Source organism: Rhodobacter sp., from assembly GCA_020637515.1.
Classification (GTDB): Bacteria; Pseudomonadota; Alphaproteobacteria; order Rhodobacterales; family Rhodobacteraceae; genus Pararhodobacter.
Window position 1 is genome coordinate 3,219,448 of sequence record JACKKG010000001.1, and the last position, 17,464, is coordinate 3,236,911.

At 69.5% G+C, this 17,464-nt stretch carries 14 protein-coding genes; 10 read left to right on the forward strand and 4 right to left on the reverse strand.

Going from position 1 to position 17,464, the window contains the following annotated elements:
* Positions 1 to 196 precede the first annotated feature (196 nt).
* The 10 genes from surE (at position 197) to H6900_15755 (ending at position 12,156) form a co-directional block, all read left to right on the forward strand.
* Complete coding sequence (gene surE, locus H6900_15710) at positions 197 to 982, forward strand: 5'/3'-nucleotidase SurE (GenBank protein MCC0074728.1); 786 nt, start codon at positions 197 to 199, stop codon at positions 980 to 982.
* Positions 979 to 1,626, forward strand: a complete 648-nt coding sequence (locus H6900_15715; GenBank protein MCC0074729.1) for a protein-L-isoaspartate(D-aspartate) O-methyltransferase — start codon at positions 979 to 981, stop codon at positions 1,624 to 1,626. Before surE ends, H6900_15715 begins: the two co-directional genes overlap by 4 nt.
* 217 nt (positions 1,627 to 1,843) lie before the next feature.
* A complete protein-coding gene (locus tag H6900_15720) occupies positions 1,844 to 2,989 on the forward strand; it encodes a peptidoglycan DD-metalloendopeptidase family protein (GenBank protein ID MCC0074730.1) in 1,146 nt (381 codons plus the stop codon).
* Between the two features lie 203 nt (positions 2,990 to 3,192).
* Positions 3,193 to 4,248, forward strand: coding sequence for a peptide chain release factor 1 (prfA, locus tag H6900_15725; protein MCC0074731.1), 1,056 nt, complete (start codon positions 3,193 to 3,195; stop codon positions 4,246 to 4,248).
* Positions 4,245 to 5,069: a peptide chain release factor N(5)-glutamine methyltransferase gene (prmC, locus tag H6900_15730; protein ID MCC0074732.1), complete on the forward strand. Its 825-nt coding sequence runs from the start codon at positions 4,245 to 4,247 to the stop codon at positions 5,067 to 5,069. Before prfA ends, prmC begins: the two co-directional genes overlap by 4 nt.
* Before the next feature lie 229 nt (positions 5,070 to 5,298).
* Positions 5,299 to 6,042, forward strand: coding sequence for a DUF4167 domain-containing protein (locus H6900_15735; GenBank protein ID MCC0074733.1), 744 nt, complete (start codon positions 5,299 to 5,301; stop codon positions 6,040 to 6,042).
* Between the two features lie 155 nt (positions 6,043 to 6,197).
* Positions 6,198 to 8,144, forward strand: a complete 1,947-nt coding sequence (locus H6900_15740; protein MCC0074734.1) for a DNA primase — start codon at positions 6,198 to 6,200, stop codon at positions 8,142 to 8,144.
* Positions 8,145 to 8,318: 174 nt separating this feature from the next.
* Positions 8,319 to 10,310 carry an RNA polymerase sigma factor RpoD gene (gene rpoD / locus H6900_15745; protein MCC0074735.1) on the forward strand — a complete coding sequence of 664 codons (1,992 nt, stop codon included), beginning with the start codon at positions 8,319 to 8,321 and terminating at the stop codon, positions 10,308 to 10,310.
* 62 nt (positions 10,311 to 10,372) lie between these two features.
* Entirely contained in the window at positions 10,373 to 11,050 is a 678-nt protein-coding gene (locus H6900_15750) for a hypothetical protein (GenBank protein ID MCC0074736.1), read from the forward strand.
* A gap of 239 nt (positions 11,051 to 11,289) precedes the next feature.
* Positions 11,290 to 12,156, forward strand: a complete 867-nt coding sequence (locus tag H6900_15755) for a DNA-3-methyladenine glycosylase (GenBank protein MCC0074737.1) — start codon at positions 11,290 to 11,292, stop codon at positions 12,154 to 12,156.
* Here H6900_15755 and H6900_15760 read toward each other — a convergent pair.
* From H6900_15760 to H6900_15775, 4 genes are read right to left on the reverse strand one after another with little or no spacing between them, the layout of a single operon-like run.
* The gene (locus H6900_15760; GenBank protein ID MCC0074738.1) at positions 12,153 to 13,340 is read right to left on the reverse strand and encodes an acyl-CoA dehydrogenase family protein; all 1,188 of its coding nucleotides are present in this window, start codon (positions 13,338 to 13,340) and stop codon (positions 12,153 to 12,155) included. The genes H6900_15755 and H6900_15760 overlap by 4 nt on opposite strands.
* Before the next feature lies 1 nt (position 13,341).
* Positions 13,342 to 13,971, reverse strand: coding sequence for a glutathione S-transferase family protein (locus H6900_15765; protein MCC0074739.1), 630 nt, complete (start codon positions 13,969 to 13,971; stop codon positions 13,342 to 13,344).
* A complete protein-coding gene (locus tag H6900_15770; GenBank protein MCC0074740.1) occupies positions 13,968 to 15,830 on the reverse strand; it encodes a biotin/lipoyl-binding protein in 1,863 nt (620 codons plus the stop codon). Before H6900_15770 ends, H6900_15765 begins: the two co-directional genes overlap by 4 nt.
* Complete coding sequence (locus tag H6900_15775) at positions 15,827 to 17,431, reverse strand: acyl-CoA carboxylase subunit beta (protein MCC0074741.1); 1,605 nt, start codon at positions 17,429 to 17,431, stop codon at positions 15,827 to 15,829. Before H6900_15775 ends, H6900_15770 begins: the two co-directional genes overlap by 4 nt.
* Positions 17,432 to 17,464: the final 33 nt, after the last annotated feature.

Consider the following 17,464-nt stretch of genomic DNA (forward strand, 5'->3'; position numbering starts at 1 on the left):
CACAAACCGGTGAGGCCGCCGGGCCGGGCCCCGCGATCGCGTGCGCGGGCCAGTGGGGGGGCCAGTGGGGGGGCCAGTGGGGGGGCCAGTGGGGGACCGGTGGGGGCGGGCGCGACTTGCCGCCCGCGCGCGGCTGCTCTAAGCAGGGTCCGACAGGTCCGCCGAACCGGGCCACGACGATCCGAAAGGCCCTTTCATGCGCATTCTCGTGACCAATGACGACGGTATCAACGCCCCGGGGTTGAAGGTCGCCGAAGCCATCGCCGCCGAGATCGCCGGCCCCCAGGGCGAGGTCTGGACCGTTGCGCCGGCGTTCGAACAATCGGGCGTCGCGCACAAGATCAGCTATACGCACCCGATGATGATCGCCAAACTGGGCCCGCGCCGCTACGCGGCCGAGGGCAGCCCGGCCGATTGCGTTCTGGCGGGCGTCTACGAGGTGCTGGACGGCGCGCGGCCCGATCTGATCCTGTCAGGGGTGAACCGGGGCAACAACTCGGCCGAGAACGTGCTCTATTCCGGCACGCTGGGCGCCGCGATGGAGGCCGCGTTGCAGGGTCTGCGCGCCATCGCCCTGTCGCAATACCTGGGCCCCCGGACCGAGGAGATGTCCGACATGTTCGAACCCGCCGTGGCGCACGGCACCGCCGCGGTGCGGGCCCTGTTGGAGCGGGGCCTCTGGGACGACAACGACTATCGGCTGTTTTACAACGTCAACTTTCCGCCGGTGCCCGCGGCCGATGTCAAGGGCCTCAAGGTTGCCGCGCAAGGGTTCCGCCGCCACACCGCCTTCGGGGTCGAGCCGCATGTCTCGCCCTCGGGACGCAAGTTCCTGTGGATCAAGGGCGGGCCGCAGCATTTGGCCACCCTGCCCGGCACCGACGCGGCAGCCAACCTGGACGGCTGGATCTCGGTCACGCCGATGCGCGCCGATCTGACCGCGCACGATGCGCTGGCGTCCTTGCGGGATCGTCTGGAATGACCGAGGCCGAGCGCGCCGAACAGATCATGCGCTTCATCTACGCGCTCAGGTCCAAGGGCGTGACCGACCTTGCCGTGCTGCGCGCGATGGAGCGGATCGACCGCGGCGTTTTCGTGCGCGGCATCTTTGCCGAACGGGCCTACGAGGACACGCCGCTGCCGATCGGCTGCGGCCAGACGATCAGCCAGCCGTCGGTCGTTGCGCTGATGACCGAGGCGCTCGAGGTCACACCGCGCGACAAGGTGCTCGAGGTCGGCACCGGCTCGGGCTATCAGGCGGCGATCCTCAGCCAGTTGGCGCGCCGGGTCTACACCGTCGAACGGCACCGCGCGCTGATCGCCACAGCGCGCGCGGCCTTTGCCGCGCTGGACCTGCACAACATCACCGCCATGGCCGCCGACGGCTCGTTCGGATTGCCCGAGCAGGCGCCGTTCGACCGCATCATCGTCACCGCGGCCGCCGAGGACCCGCCCGGTCCGCTGCTGGCGCAGTTGCGGCCGGGGGGTATCATGGTGGTGCCGGTGGGCCAATCGGATACCGTCCAGCACCTGATCAAGGTGCGCAAGCTCGAGAACGGTTACGATTACGAGGAACTGCGCCCGGTGCGCTTCGTGCCGCTGCTGGAAGGCATGGCCACCGACTGACGCCCCGCCGCCCCCGCGCGCAGCCCGCCGCGCTGTGGGCCGAGGGGGGAAATCCGGCGCGCAGTTTCCCGCTACACGTTGTGGTGATGGGGTGTATCGCCCCGGATTTTGCGCTATACATCGGCCCGATACGACCCGGCGCGGCGACCGCCCCGGGACCGAACGGCGCAGACAAGGCTGGGACAGGATGAGCAGGATCTTGACGACGGATCGCACCATGAGGCGCGGCGGGCTGACGGTCGCCCTGATGGCCGGAGCGTTGACGCTGTCGGGCTGTGCATCGATGTCGACCCTCGACTGGGACCTGCGGCCCTCGGCCGGGTTCTCGACCTCGGACGCGGCGCGCGCGGCCACGGCGGCGCGGCCCGCGCCCGACGCGCGCGGCGTGATCTCGTATCCGGGCTATCAGGTCGTGGTTGCCCAGCGAGGCGAACGTGTCGCCGATATTGCCAGCCGGCTGGGTCTGGACCCCGGCGCGCTGGCCCGCCACAACGCGATCGGCCCCGACGCGACGCTCAGGGGCGGCGAATTGCTGGTGCTGCCGTCGCGGGTCAGCGAACCCGAAGGCCTGTCGAGCGGCGCGATCACCACCACACCGCTGGGCCCCGGCGCGACCGCGCCCAGCGTGGCCGAACCCGTCCGCCACACCGTCGAACGCGGCGAAAGCGCCTTTACCATCGCCCGGCTCTACAATGTCACGCCGCGGGCGCTGGCCGACTGGAACGGCCTGCCCGCCGACATGAGCGTGCGCGAGGGCCAGATCCTGATGATCCCGGTGGCCACCCAGACGATCGCCCAGGCGGCGGCCGGGGCGCCGCTGAACGCGGCCGGGGTGACGGCGGCGGAAACCGCGCCCGCGACCACCTCGCAGCCGGGGCAAGGCTCGCCCACGCCGGTGCCGCCCTCGGCCGCGACGCCGCTGCCCGCGAGCAATCCCGCGCGCTCGGGGGAAACCGCCGGCACCACCGCCGCGACGCCGCCGGTGGCCGACATGGGCGCCCAGCGCACCGAGGGGCCGCGCCTGGCGATGCCGGTGCAGGGCCGCATCATTCGCGCCTATGCGCAGGGCCGCAACGAGGGGATCGGCATCGGCGCGCCCGAGGGCACCGATGTGCACGCCGCCGCCGCCGGAACGGTCGCGGCGATCACCCAGGACACCGACCAGGTGCCGATCATGGTGATCCGCCACGAGAACAACCTGCTGACGGTCTACGCCAACATCGACAACATCCGTGTCGCGCGCGGCGACCGGGTGTCGCGCGGGCAGAGCATCGCCACGGTGCGCCACGGCGACCCCAGCTTCCTGCATTTCGAGGTGCGCGAAGGTTTCGACAGCGTCGATCCGATGCCCTATCTGCAATAGGCCCGGCGGGGGTTTCGCCCTCGGCCGGCAGCCTTGCAGGCCGCAGCCCTCGGGCGACCGGGCGCGGCGCTGACGCGCCGCGCGGTGGGGGGCGCTGCCCCCCTCTTGCCTGCGGCAATTCACCCCCCGGGATATTTCCGGCACAAAGACGGCGCGGTGCACGCCCTCTTGACGCGCCCGCGCCCGGGCGGCAAACCCGCCCCATGCTGCCCCGCGACACTCTCGATCAGATCCTGCGACGTTTCGAGTATCTCGAGGCGCAGATGAACGCTGGCGCCGAGCCGGCGAAGCTGGCGGATCTGGCGCGCGACTATCAGGGGTTGAAGCCGGTGGTGCAGGCGATCCATGACTGGCGCGGCGCACAGGCGCAGCGGGCCGAGGCCGAGGCGTTGCTTGCGGACCCCGAGATGCGGGCCCTGGCGCAGGACGAGATCGCCGCGCTGGATGCCGCCTTGCCCGTGCTGGAAGCGCAGCTCAAGCTGGCGCTGTTGCCCCGCGACATTGCCGACGAGCGCCCCGCCATTCTGGAGATCCGCCCCGGCACCGGCGGCGAGGAGGCGGCGCTGTTCGCGGCCGATCTGCTGCGCATGTATCAGCGCTATGCCGATGCCCGGGGCTGGCGTTGCGAGATGATTGCCGAGACCGCGACCGAGCTGGGTGGCCTGCGCGAAGCGGTGATGCGGATCGTCGGCGACGGGGTCTTTGCGCGACTCAAGTTCGAATCGGGGGTGCACCGGGTGCAGCGCGTGCCGGTGACGGAATCGGGTGGGCGGATCCACACCTCGGCCGCGACGGTCGCGGTTCTGCCCGAGGCCAGCGAGGTTGACATCGCCATTCCCGACGCCGACCTCAGGATCGACACGATGCGGGCCTCGGGCGCCGGCGGGCAGCATGTGAACACCACCGATTCCGCGGTGCGGATCACCCACCTGCCCAGCGGCATCGTCGTCACCTCGTCCGAGAAGTCGCAGCATCAGAACCGCCGTCTGGCGATGGAGGTCCTGCGCGCGCGGCTCTTCGATCTGGAGCGTCGCAAGCAGGCCGAGGCCCGCGCCGCCGACCGGCGCGCGCAGGTCGGCACCGGCGACCGATCGGAACGCATCCGCACCTACAACTTTCCGCAAGGCCGCCTGACGGATCACCGCATCAACCTGACGCTCTACGCTCTGGCGCAGATCGTCGCGGGCGATCTGGACCCCGTGATCGACCCGCTGATCGCCCAGAATCAGGCCGAACGACTGGCCGAGCTGGACGCATGAGCGCCGAGGACGCCTTGCGCGCGGGCCTGGTGCGGCTGCGCGCGGCGGGCGTGCCCGATCCCGCGCGCGATGCCCGGCTGCTGCTGGCCCATGCGCTGGGCATCGCCGCGGATCGGCTGGTGCTGCATCTGCGCGATCCCCTGCCCGAGGGCGCCATGGCCCGGTTCGCGGCGGCGCTGGACCAGCGCGTCGCGCGCCGTCCGGTCAGCCAGATCACCGGGCGGCGGGCGTTCTGGGGCCGAGAGTTTCGCGTCACGCCGGACGTTCTGGACCCCCGGCCCGAGACCGAGACCCTGATCGCCGAGGCGCTGGCGCAGCCCTTTCATCGGGTGCTGGACCTGGGCACCGGATCGGGCGCGATCGTGCTGACGTTGCTGGCCGAACGCCCGGGCGCGCGCGGCCTGGGCACCGACCTGTCGGCCGATGCGCTGGCTGTGGCGCGGCAGAACGCCGAGGCGCTGGGCGTGGAGCGCGTGGATTTCCAGCGCGCCGACTGGTTCGCCGGAATCGACGGGTGCTTTGACCTGATCGTCTCGAACCCGCCCTACATCGCCGAGGCCGAAATGGCCGATCTGTCGCCCGAGGTCCGCCACGAGCCGCGCATGGCCCTGACCCCCGGCGGCGACGGGTTGGCGGCCTATCGCGCCATCGTGTCCGGGGCGCGGGCGCATCTGGTTCCGGGCGGGCGGCTGATGGTGGAAATCGGCTGGACCCAGGCGGCCCCGGTCCGCGCCCTGATGGCCGAGGCCGGCTTGATCGCCCTGCGCACCAGCACCGATCTGGACGGCCGCGACCGGGTGATAGCGGCAACGGCCCCTTGACCTGCGCCCAATCCGACACATTTTCACGAAATGACACGGTTTTTTGCGGCTTCATTGCCGTTTTCATCTTGTCTGAACTTCGGCGGCGTGTTTAGTCGCTCACGTGCCGGGGGTGGTCGACCGCTTCTCTGACCGCGCCGCACGCCAATCCGAATTGACCTGACCCTGAACGCGCCCTCTTGGCGGACCATGGGTCAAACGTCCCGACTCAAGGCCGGAACCCGCCCTTATGAGACAATCGAACAAACGTTCGCGTTCAAAGAACAACCGTCCGCGCTCGCTCGGCAATATCGTCAACCGGGTTTTCGACAGCTCGGGCCCCGAGGGCAAGGTGCGCGGCACCCCCCAGCAGATCATCGACAAATACACTTTGCTGGCGCGCGATGCGCAGTTGTCGGGCGACCGGGTCGCGGCTGAGAACTTTCAGCAGCACGCCGAACATTACACCCGCATGTTGAACGAGGCGCAGGTCGAACTCGCGCGTGAGGCCGAGCAGCGCCGCGATCAACAGGGCGGCCAGAACAACGGCCAGAACAACGGCCAACAGGGCGGTCAGACCTACGCCCCGCAAAACGGCGGCCCGCAGGGCAACCGCCGCGACGATGGGGCCGAGGGCGGCGACGGCGAGGGTCCGTCGCAGGGCCGTCAGGACTGGAAGGATCGTCGCAACAAGCGCAACGACGACCGCCGCAACCGGCGCGAACAGGGCGACCCGCGCGACGAGGCCCCCGGCGACAGCCAGGCCGAGGGCGAGACGATGCTGGTGGAAACGCCCGAGACGCGCGGCGACAGCCAACCCGCCGCCCCCCGGGCACCGGCCGAGACGCCCGCCCCGGCACCGGCCCCCGCCGCATCCCCCGCGCCCGAGGCCACCGCCGAGGACGCCGCGAAGCCGCGCAAGCGCACCCGCAAACCCAAGGCCGAGGCCGGCGAGACGCCCGCCAAACCCGCCCCCTCGGACGCAGCCGAATAAGCGCGGGACCGATCCGCATCGCAGGGAACACCGGGGGCTTCGCGGCCCCCGTTGTCGTTTGACGTCCCGATCCGCACCGATCCGCAGCTTACATCCGGGGCTGTCCGTCCTATATAAAGGGACGACTCTCCCCGCGTTTCATCCCATCGAGGCCCATGTCGCTACCGCCCGGCTTTCTCGACGAATTGCGATCGCGCGTGTCCATCGCGCAGGTGGTCGGCCGCACGGTCACCTGGGACCTGCGCAAGTCGAACCAGGGCAAGGGGGATTTCTGGGCGCCCTGCCCGTTCCATCACGAAAAGACCGCCTCGTTTCATGTCGATGACCGCAAGGGGTTCTATTATTGCTTTGGCTGCCAGGCCAAGGGCGACGTGCTGACCTATCTGCGCGAGTCGCAAAACCTGTCTTTCATGGACGCGGTCGAGGCCCTGGCGCGCGAGGCCGGCATGGCGATGCCCGAACGCACCGAGGGCGACCGGCAGCGCGATGAACGGCGCGTCACGCTGGTCGAGGTGATGGAAAAGGCCGTCCGCTTCTACCGGATGCAACTGATGGGCGGCCAGGCGGCCGAGGCGCGCGCCTATCTGGACCGTCGCGGCCTGACCGAGGCCCAGCGCACGCACTGGGAAATCGGTTATGCGCCGGACCAGCGACAGGCGCTGTGGTCGCATCTCAGGCAGGCGGGCATCGACGCCGCCCTGATCGTCGAGGCCGGCCTGTGCGCCCAGCCCGACGACGGCGGCCAGCCTTTTGACCGGTTCCGGGGCCGCATCCTGTTCCCGATCCGTGACGCGCGCGGGCGCGCCATCGCCTTTGGCGGGCGCTCGATGGACCCGAACGCGCGGGCGAAATACCTGAACTCGCCCGAGACGCCGCTGTTCGACAAGGGGCGCACGCTTTACAACATCGGACCGGCGCGCACGGCCTCGGGCAAGGGGCAGCCCCTGGTCGTGGCCGAGGGCTACATGGATGTGATCGCCTTGGTGAACGCCGGATTCGAGGGCGCCGTGGCCCCCCTTGGCACCGCCGTGACCGAGGACCAGCTGCGCCTGTTGTGGCGGATGCACCCCGAACCGATCATCGCGCTCGATGGCGACGCGGCCGGGCTCAGGGCGGGGCTCAGGGTGGCGGATCTGGCCTTGCCGCTGATTACCGCGGGCCAGGGTCTGCGCTTTGCGCTGCTACCCGGCGGACAGGACCCCGACGACCTGATCAAGGCTCAGGGCACCACCGCCATGCGCGACGTGCTGGAGCGCGCCGTGCCGATGGCGCGCCTGCTATGGGACCGCGAGATCCAGGGGCATGTCTTTGACAGCCCCGAACGCCGCGCCGCGCTGGACCAGCGGCTGCGCGGCTTGCTGGGGCGGATCCAGGACCCCAGTCTGCGCGAGCATTACGCGCAGGAATTCCGCCAGCAGCGCCGCGTCCTGTTCTCGGACGGCAGCGCGGGCCCGTTCCGCCCGGGGCCCTACAAGTCGCGCCGCCAGGCTGCGCAGGCGCCGCTGCCCGGCACTCGTGGCTCGTTGCTGGCCGCCGGCGCCGAGGGCGCCGACGAGGACCTGCGCGAGGCGCTGATTCTGGCCGTGCTCTTTGCCCACCCCGCCCTGATCGAGGAATTCGACGACCGGCTGATGGCGATGGACCCGCGACGCGAGGATCACCGGCTGTTGCAATCCGTGCTGCTGACGGCCGCGCAGGCCCACCCGACCCCCACGGCCGAGGCCCTGACCGAACGCGGCGGCGCCGAATACCAGCGCCTGCGCGCCCTGCCGCATGTCGCCATCGCGCCCACGCTGCGCCCGCAGGCCGATATCGACTTTGTCCGCCGCTGCCTGGGCGAGGATTTCGAAGTTCTGCTGACGCGCCGCGCGATGCGTCGCGAACTGGCCGAACTGACGGCCGAGCTGGAATCGCTGCCCGGCGAGCGGCTGACCTATCGGCTGGGCGAAACCGCCCGGGCGATGGACCGCGCCGGCAAGGGCGCAACGCGCGAATCGACGACCGATCTGGGCGAGGATCGCGAAAGCCTGTCCAACCAGTTGCAAACGCTCATCGACTCGCAGGTCTGGGTGAAAAAGAAGCGCCGCCCCGGCCCGCCCTGACGGGCGCGGCGTCGCGAATCATCCTTTTTCCGACCCGCCCCGCTTTTTTCGCCGCCCCCCTGTGATTCGCCCCGTCCAATCGCTATCTCTGCTAGATACCGAATCACTCCGCGCCCGAATCGCGACGCATCATCACGACGCATCACCACGACGCATCCCCTGCCTGGAGGAATCATGGTCGCCAAAGACACCGACGACGCGAAGCCCGAAGACCAGGACAGCGAGTTCACGCTCGACATGAGCCAGGCCTCGGTTCGGCGCATGATTGCGGCCGCCAAGGAACGCGGCTTCATTACCTACGAACAGCTGAACCAGGTGATGCCCCCCGATCAGGTCTCGTCCGAGCAGATCGAGGACGTGATGTCCATGTTGTCCGAAATGGGCATCAACGTGGTCGAGGAAGAGGAAGCCGAGGACGGCGAGACCCCCGACGCCCCGGAGGCCGCGGCGGCGGGATCGACCGAACTGGTCGTCGCCTCGTCGGGCAGCGAGACGCTGGACCGCACCGACGACCCTGTGCGCATGTATCTGCGCGAGATGGGCTCGGTCGAGCTGTTGTCGCGCGAGGGCGAAATCGCCATCGCGAAACGCATCGAGGCCGGCCGCAACACGATGATCGCGGGCCTGTGCGAAAGCCCGCTGACCTTTCAGGCGATCATCATCTGGCGTGACGAACTGCTGACCGAGGACGTGCTTCTGCGCGAGGTGATCGACCTCGAGGCGACATTCGGCAACTCGCTGGACGAAGAGGGCGACGAACCGGTCGTGGATTCGGTCAACGCCGACGGCACCGTCCGCGCCGCCGGCGGCACCCGCCGCGCCGAACCCGAACTGGACGCCGATGGCAACCCGATCGCCAACGGCGACGACGAGGACGACGATTTCGACCAGTCGAACATGTCGCTGGCGGCGATGGAGGCCTCGCTCAAGCCGCGCGTGCTCGAGACGCTGGACCAGATCGCGCGCGATTACGAGCAACTCGAAGAGATGCAGCAGCAGCGAATGCAGGCCACGCTGCAGGAAGAGGCCCGCTTCTCGCCGGCCGCCGAAAGCGCCTATCAGAAGCTGCGCTCGGAAATCGTCGAACTGGTGAATTCGCTGCACCTGCACAACAACCGGATCGAAGCGCTGATCGACCAGCTCTACGGCATCAACAAGCGCATCATGACCATTGACGGCGCGATGGTGAAGCTGGCCGACAGCGCCCGCATCAACCGGCGCGAGTTCATCGACGAGTATCGCGGCTACGAGCTGGACCCGACCTGGTGCGACCGGATGGCCCGGTCCAAGGGCCGCGGCTGGCAGACGCTGTTCGAACGCTCGGGCGAAAAGGTGCTGGACCTGCGCGAGGAAATGGCCGAGGTCGGACGCTATGTCGGCGTGGACATCGCGGAATTCCGGCGCATCGTCGCGCAGGTGCAGAAGGGCGAAAAGGAAGCCCGTCAGGCCAAGAAGGAAATGGTCGAGGCGAACCTGCGACTGGTGATCTCGATCGCCAAGAAATACACCAACCGCGGGCTGCAATTCCTGGACCTGATCCAGGAAGGCAACATCGGCCTGATGAAGGCCGTGGACAAATTCGAATACCGCCGGGGTTACAAGTTCTCGACCTATGCGACGTGGTGGATCCGCCAGGCGATCACCCGCTCCATCGCGGATCAGGCACGCACCATCCGCATCCCGGTGCACATGATCGAGACGATGAACAAGCTGGTGCGCACCTCGCGCCAGATCCTGCACGAAATCGGCCGCGAGCCCTCGCCCGAGGAACTGGCCGAGAAGTTGCAGATGCCGCTCGACAAGGTTCGCAAGGTGCTGAAGATCGCCAAAGAGCCGATCTCTCTGGAAACGCCCATCGGCGACGAGGAAGACAGCCAGCTTGGCGATTTCATCGAGGACAAGAACGCCGTTCTGCCCCTCGACAGCGCCATTCAGGAAAACCTGCGCGAGACGACGACCCGGGTCCTGGCTTCGCTGACACCGCGCGAAGAGCGGGTGCTCAGGATGCGCTTTGGCATCGGCATGAACACCGACCACACGCTGGAAGAGGTCGGCCAGCAGTTCAGCGTCACCCGCGAACGCATCCGCCAGATCGAGGCCAAGGCGCTCAGGAAGCTGAAGCACCCGAGCCGGAGCCGGAAGTTGCGGAGTTTCCTGGACCAGTGATCGGGGCTTGTAGGGTGCGTGCTAGCACGCACCTTACGGCTGCCCGGGCAAGGATGCCGCCCGTGCGCATTCCCCAGGCTCCGGCCGCGAAGGGATCGCTGAAATGGATGCAGGCCGCCGCCAACCTGCGGCCTGACCTGCTGCAACCCCCCGATCTGCCCCCGCTGACCTGGGTTTCGCCCCTGATCGACGACGGGTATGCGGAATATCGCGACCGCGCCTTTCTCGACCGTCTCGGTCTGTCCCGCCATGCCGGGGCGCTCGCGGACTTCTGGCCGGCGCGGGGTCCGCAATGGGATGGTCTGGCCCGGTTCGATGGCGGCGTTCTCGTGGCCGAGGCCAAGGCCCATCTGCCGGAGCTTCCCGGCCCGGCCTGCGCCGCCAGGCCCCGGTCGAAAGCGAGGATCGCGGCCAGCATGGCCCGGGTGCAGGAAGGCCTGGGCCTGGGCGAACGGGACTGGCTCTCGTCGCACTATCAATACGCCAACCGGCTGGCGCATCTGTGGTGGCTGCGCGGCCTGGGGATTGACGCCCATCTTCTGCTCGTCGGTTTCCTGGGTGACACCGAGGTTCGCGGTCCCCGGGACCGGGCCGAATGGCTGGCCGCCTACCGCGTCGCAGATCGGGCCCTGGGCCTGCCCGACCGGCACGCCCTGTCCCCTTTCGTGCATCATGTTTTTCCCGATGTCGCCCGACTTTCGCGGGCGCCAGTCGTGGCGCGGGGTCCCGGCTCGCGGTGAGGTCGGCGCCTCCCTTCCCGCCCGCTCTTCCGCCCGTGCGTCCAAGCCGCTATGATAGCGCTGCCGAAACAACGGGAGCCCCGCGATCATCGCCCCTTCCCCCCCCCCCCACCTCGCCTTCCTGAACCCGTTCCGGTCACCGGCCGCCGCGCCGCCATTCCCCCGGCAGACATGCACACCACCCTCACCTTGCAGACCCAGGGCCCCGGCCTTTACGAGGTCACCCCCCAACTCGCCCAATGGGTCGAGCGGCAGGCGCCCGACGAGGCGCTGCTCACGCTGTTCATCCGCCACACCTCGGCGTCGCTGCTCATTCAGGAGAACGCCGATCCGGGCGTGCAGCGCGACCTCAAGACCTGGCTCAATCGCCTGGTGCCGCCCGCGAACGACCCGTCGATGCGCTGGATCACCCATACGATGGAGGGGCCGGACGATATGCCCGCGCATATCAAGGCCGCGCATCTGCCGGTGTCGCTGGCGATCCCGGTCATCGGTGGAGCGATGGCGCTGGGGTCCTGGCAAGGCGTCTATGTGGTCGAGCACCGGACCCGGCCCCAGAAGCGGCAGGTCACCGCGCTGTTGCGGTGAGCTTCGACCGCCCCGCCGCCGACCTGGCGCCCCGGTTGCTGGGCGCCACGCTCACCGTGCGCGGCTGCGCCGGCCGCGTCGTCGAGACCGAGGCCTATGCCCCCGACGACCCGGCCTCGCATTCCTTTGGCGGACCGACGCGGCGCAACGCGGCGATGTTCGGCCCGGCCGCGCACGCCTATGTCTATCGGATCTACGGGATGCACTGGTGCCTGAACGTCGTCGCCGCGCGCGGCCACGCGGTGCTGATCCGGGCCCTCGAGCCGCTCTCGGGGATCGAGGCGATGGCGGCGCGGCGCGGCCCCGGCCGCCCGCTGTGCAAGGGGCCGGGGATGCTGGCGCAGGCGCTGGGCATCGACGGCGACGACGACGGGCGCCCCTTTGGCACGCCGGACTTCCGGCTGGACCTGGCCCCGCCGGCCGACTGGCTGACCGGCCCGCGCATCGGCATCACCAGGGCCACCGACTGGCCGATGCGCTTCGGCCTGCCCGGCCCGTGGCTGTCGCGCCGCTTCTAGCGCAGGCTCAGGCCCCGCTCGCGGAATAGTTCCTCGGCGATGATGAGCTTGCGCACCTCGGTGGTGCCGCCGCCCAGCGAAGCAATGCGCGCGTTGCGGTAGTGGCGGTTGACCTCGGTGTCCCAGATGAAGCCCGAGCCGCCATGAATTTGCACCGCCAGATCGGTGACCCGGGCCAGCATCTCGGCCCCGAACATCACCGATTGGGCGCACAGGCGATGGATCGTGCCGCGCCCGCCGTCGCCGTGCTGCATGGTGTCGCAGGCCGCCAGCGCGCTGTAGGCGGTCACCCGCGCGGCCTCGATCAGGGTCGCCATTTCCGCCAGATGCGACTGAATCATCTGGAAGCTGCCGATCGGCTTGCCGAACTGGCGGCGCGTGGCGGCATAGTCGAGCGACAGGTCCAGGCAGCGTTGCGCGGCGCCGATCGACGGCAGGCACAGAAAGGCGCGCTCGATGTCGAGACCCGACATCACGACCGCGACGCCCGAATTCTCGGGGCCCAGCCGGTTCGCTGCCGGCACGCGCATGGCATCGAACACCAGTTCGCCCGTGGGGCAGCCGCGCCAGCCCATCTTGGTCAGCGTCTGCGCCACTTTGAACCCCGGCGTGTCGGTTTCCACCACAAAGGCCGAGATCCCCTTGGCCCCCAGATCCGGCGCGGTCTTGGCATAGAGCAAGATCACATCCGCGACCGGCCCGTTCGAGATGAACATCTTCTGCCCGGTGATGACATAGTCGTCGCCGTCGCGCACCGCGCGCGTCGCCATCGAGCCCAGCGCATCCGACCCGGCGCCCGGCTCGGTCAGGCCCAGCGCGCCGACCTTGCGACCCGAGATCAGCCCGGGGGCGAAGCGCGCGATCTGTTCGGGCGAGCCATTCCTGAGGATGTTGTTCAGGCACAGGTTCTCGTGTGGGCCCCAGATGAACGAGGCGTTGGTGTTCCAATAGGCAAAGGCTTCGCCCACCAGCCCCGCGCCCATCAGGTCCATGCCCGCGCCGCCCAGTTCCACCGGCGCGGTCAGGCCGCAATAGCCGTCGGCGCCCAGCTTGGCCATCAGGTGCTCGGGATACCAGTCCTCGTCGTCCATGCGGGCGAACAGCGGGTGCAGTTCGGCCTCGGCGTAGCGAAAGGCGGCGTCGCGGATCGCGCGGTGTTCATCGGTCAGGGAAAAGGGGGTCATGTCAGCCTCGGAACAGGGGGGTGCCGTGGGCATTCGCGCGCTGGAACCCGGGCCGGGCGGTCAGCCGGTCCAGATAGGCGCGCGTCTGCGGTTTGTAGTGTTGGCCGATGCCGATCAGATCGCCCAGATACAGCGCATAGCCCACCGCGATATCGGCGGCCGTGAACCGCCCGGCACAGAGGAATTCCTGCGTCTCGACGCGGGCGTTCACCAGCTTCAGCCGCGACAGATACCACTGGGTGTAATCCTCGGCCACCTGCGGCTGGCGCCGCTCGCGCGGCTCGAAACGGGCGTAGCGCAGGACCAATGTCTGGGGAAAGGTCAGCGTGGCGTCGGAATGATAGAGCCAGTTCAACCAGTCGCCATAGGCCGGGTCCCGGGGGGAAACGGCCAGCGTATCCTCGCCGTAGCGGCGCGCCAGGTAATGGGTGATACCGCTGGATTCCGTCATCGCGGTCTCGCCGTCGCGCAGGAAGGGCACGGTGCCCAGCGGATTCACCTCGAGAAACGATGGGTCCGACAGGCGCGGCGGGAATTGCAGCAGGTGCAGCCGATAGGCCACACCGAGTTCCTCGAGCGTCCAGAGCGCGCGCAGCGACCGCGCATCCTTGCAGTGCCACAGTTCGATCATGGGTCCTCCGGCGTGATCTCGATCAGGGGTTGGCGGGCGCGGACCTGCGCGCCCTGGGTGGTCAGGACGGCGCTGACGCGGCCGGCGACGGGCGCTTGCAGCGGGTGCTCCATTTTCATCGCTTCCAGCACGGCCAGCGTCTGGCCGCGCCGAACCCGGTCACCCTCGCGCACGGTCACCGCCGAGACCCTGCCCGCCATGGGTGCCAGCACCCGACCGTCGCCGCCCTCGTCGCGGGCTTCGACCGGGGCGAGGGTGATGTCGGTCAACCCGACGTCGCCCAGCCACAGCACCGCACCGTCCCGGGCGCACGCAATGCTGCGGGCGACGCCGTCGATCCGGGCCCGCACCTGCGTCGCGTCGCAGGCGTCGAGCGTGACGGTCCGCGTGCCCAGCGTGGCGGTTGTGCCGGCGAGGGTCAGCGTGACCTCGGCCGTGCCCGTGCAGGTGTCAAAGCGCCGATGCAGCACCGGCGCGGGGCCGGTGGTAAAGCCAAAGCGCGGCGCCGGGGCGCCCGCCTGGATCAGCACCGCCAGCGCCAGCAGCGCCGGGTCCGGCGCCTGCGCCGACAGCGAGGGGTCGCCTGCGAAATCGCGTTCCAGAAAGGCGGTGGTCGGCCCCTGGCGAAACCCCTCGTGCGCCAGCACACGCGCCAGGAACGCCTTGTTGGACCTGAGGCCCAGCAGCACCGTCCGCTGCAACCCGTCGATCAGCCGGGCGCGCGCCGTCTCGCGGTCGGGGCCGGTGGCGATCAGCTTGGCCAGCATCGGATCAAAATCGCCACCGACCGCCAAACCATCGGTCAGCGCATCGTCCGAGCGCAGCCCGGGCGCGGGCGCCCAACGCAGCACGCGTCCGGTTTGCGGCAGGAAACCGTTGGCCGGGTCCTCGGCATAAAGGCGCACCTCGATCGCGTGGCCTTTCAGCACGATCTTGTCCTGCGGCAGCGGCAGGGCTTCGCCCCGGGCGACGCGGATCTGCCATTCCACCAGATCGAGACCGGTCACCATCTCGGTCACGGGATGTTCCACCTGAAGGCGGGTGTTCATCTCGAGAAACCAGAATGCGCCGTCTTCAAGCAGGAATTCGACCGTGCCCGCGCCCTCATAGGCCGCCGCCCGGGCCAGCGCGACAGCCGCCGCCCCCATCCGCACGCGCAGGTCGGGGTCCACGGCGGGCGATGGCGCCTCTTCGACCACCTTTTGATGGCGGCGCTGAACGGAACAGTCGCGCTCACCCAGATGCACCACGTTTCCGTGCCGGTCGCCAAAGACCTGCACCTCGATATGGCGGGGGTTGAGCAGCGCCTTTTCGACGATCAGCGCGCCGTCGCCAAAGCTTTTCAGGGCCTCCGAGGCGGCGCGTTCCAGGGCCTCGGGCAGATCGGCCAGGTCGTGCACCAACCGCATCCCCTTGCCACCGCCGCCCATCGCCGCCTTGACCATCAGGGGCACGCCGATCCGCGCCGCGTCGTCGGGACCGCCCCCCGGCAGCACCGGCACGCCCGCCGCCTGGGCCGCGCGCTTGGCCGCGCCCTTGTCGCCCATGATCGCGATCGCCTGCGCCGACGGGCCGATGAACGTCAAGCCTGCCTCGGCGCAAGCCTTTGCGAAATCGGCGTTTTCCGAAAGGAACCCATAGCCCGGGTGGATCATCCCTGCGCCCGTCGCCTGCGCAGCCGCCAGAATCGCCGCGCCGTCCAGATAGCCGGGCACCGCCACCGCCAGATCGGCCGCGACGACATGCGGCGCGCCGGCCTCGTCCGGGGTATGAATGGCGACGCAGCCATAGCCCATGGCGCGCGCGGTGCGCATCACCCTGAGGGCGATCTCGCCCCGGTTTGCGATCAGGATCCTCATAGCCGCGCCACCCCGAATGTGTTGGGGCGCAAGGCCCGCGTTCCCTCGGCCGCGATCAGGTCCAGGACCAGCGCCAGAATGTCGCGCGTCTGGCGCGGATCGATGATGCCGTCATCCTCGAGCCGCGCCGACGAGGCCAGCGCCGTCGTCGCCTCGGCCAGCATCGCGGCCGTGCCCTGTTCCAGCGCGTCGAGTTTGGCCATGTCCACCGCACCCGCGCGGGTCATCGCCGCCTCGGTCACGATGCGCATCACCTGCCCCGCCTGGGCCGGCCCCATGACCGACGTCCGCGCGTTGGGCCACGCAAAGATGAAGCGCGGGTCGAAGCCGCGCCCGCACATCGCATAATTGCCCGCCCCATAGCTGCCGCCGACCACGACGGACAGCTTGGCCACCCGCGCGTTCGCCACCGCCTGGATCATCTTCGAGCCATGCTTGATGATCCCCGCGCGCTCGGGCTCGGTGCCCACCAGGAAGCCGGTGGTGTTGTGCAGGAACAGCAAGGGCGTGCCCGACTGGTCGCAAAGCTGGATGAACTGACCGGCCTTGGCGGCGCCCTGGGCGGTGATCGGGCCGTTGTTGCCAATGATCCCGATCGGGTGGCCGCCGATGCGGGCGTGGCCGCAGACCGTCGCCGCGTCATAGTCGGGCTTGAAGTCCAGAAACGCCGACCCGTCCGCCAGCCGCGCCACGATTTCGCGGCAATCATAGGGCTGGCGGGCGTCGGCCGGCACGATCCCCATCAGGTCCGAGGCCGGGAACAGCGGCGCCTCGACCACGGCCGGGGCCGCGTCGCGTGGCCAGGGCAAGGCGTCGATCACCGCGCGCGCCAGGCGGATGCCGTCGGCATCGGTTTCGGCCAGATAGTCGCCCACCCCCGAAACCTGCGTGTGCATCGCCGCGCCGCCCAGGTCCTCGTCGGTCGCGACCTCGCCGGTCGCGGCCTTCAGCAATGGCGGGCCCGCCAGATACATCGTCGCCTGACCGCGCACCATGATGACATAGTCGCTGAGGCCCGGCTGATAGGCGCCCCCCGCCGTCGCCGAGCCGTGCACCACCGTCACCTGGGGCAGGCCCAGCGCCGACAGCCGCGCCTGGTTGGCGAACCCGCGGCCGCCGGGGATGAACACCTCATGCGCATAGGCCAGATTGGCGCCGCCCGACTGGCTGAGACTGATGAGCGGCAGCCGGTTGTCCCGCGCAATGTCCTGAAGGCGCAGCTTTTTCGCCAGACCATCGGGCGTGACCGTGCCCCCCTTCACCGCGTAATTGTCCACCACGACAACGCAGGCGCGCCCGCAGACCCGCCCGATGCCGGCGATCGCACCGGCGCCAGCGCCCGTGCCGTCCTTGTCGCCATAGCGTTTCCAACCGGCGAAGGGCGCGATTTCCAGCCAGGGCGCGCCCGGGTCCAGCAACAGCGCAAGCCGCTCGCGCGGCAGCAATTGCCCGCGCTTCGCCGCCTTTGCCCGCGCCGCTTCTCCCGCCGCCTCGACGGCCGCGCGCACGGCAATCACGGGGGCCAAGGCGGCCTCCATCGCCGTTCTGTTGGCCGCGAACGCCGCGCCGCCCGCATCCAGGGTCGAGGTCAGAACCGTCATCCGCGAACCCTTTCGTCCTGTCCGGTCAGCGCC

Bases quoted from the DNA above. Each gene is read 5' to 3' on its own strand.
- rpoD (MCC0074735.1), top strand. From the start codon at position 8,319: ATGGTCGCCAAAGACACCGACGACGCGAAGCCCGAAGACCAGGACAGC.
- H6900_15735 (MCC0074733.1), top strand. From the start codon at position 5,299: ATGAGACAATCGAACAAACGTTCGCGTTCAAAGAACAACCGTCCGCGC.
- H6900_15740 (MCC0074734.1), top strand. From the start codon at position 6,198: ATGTCGCTACCGCCCGGCTTTCTCGACGAATTGCGATCGCGCGTGTCC.
- H6900_15720 (MCC0074730.1), top strand. From the start codon at position 1,844: ATGAGGCGCGGCGGGCTGACGGTCGCCCTGATGGCCGGAGCGTTGACG.
- H6900_15715 (MCC0074729.1), top strand. From the start codon at position 979: ATGACCGAGGCCGAGCGCGCCGAACAGATCATGCGCTTCATCTACGCG.
- H6900_15770 (MCC0074740.1), bottom strand. From the start codon at position 15,830: ATGAGGATCCTGATCGCAAACCGGGGCGAGATCGCCCTCAGGGTGATG.
- surE (MCC0074728.1), top strand. From the start codon at position 197: ATGCGCATTCTCGTGACCAATGACGACGGTATCAACGCCCCGGGGTTG.
- H6900_15775 (MCC0074741.1), bottom strand. From the start codon at position 17,431: ATGACGGTTCTGACCTCGACCCTGGATGCGGGCGGCGCGGCGTTCGCG.
- prfA (MCC0074731.1), top strand. From the start codon at position 3,193: ATGCTGCCCCGCGACACTCTCGATCAGATCCTGCGACGTTTCGAGTAT.
- H6900_15765 (MCC0074739.1), bottom strand. From the start codon at position 13,971: ATGATCGAACTGTGGCACTGCAAGGATGCGCGGTCGCTGCGCGCGCTC.
- H6900_15755 (MCC0074737.1), top strand. From the start codon at position 11,290: ATGGGTCGAGCGGCAGGCGCCCGACGAGGCGCTGCTCACGCTGTTCAT.
- prmC (MCC0074732.1), top strand. From the start codon at position 4,245: ATGAGCGCCGAGGACGCCTTGCGCGCGGGCCTGGTGCGGCTGCGCGCG.
- H6900_15760 (MCC0074738.1), bottom strand. From the start codon at position 13,340: ATGACCCCCTTTTCCCTGACCGATGAACACCGCGCGATCCGCGACGCC.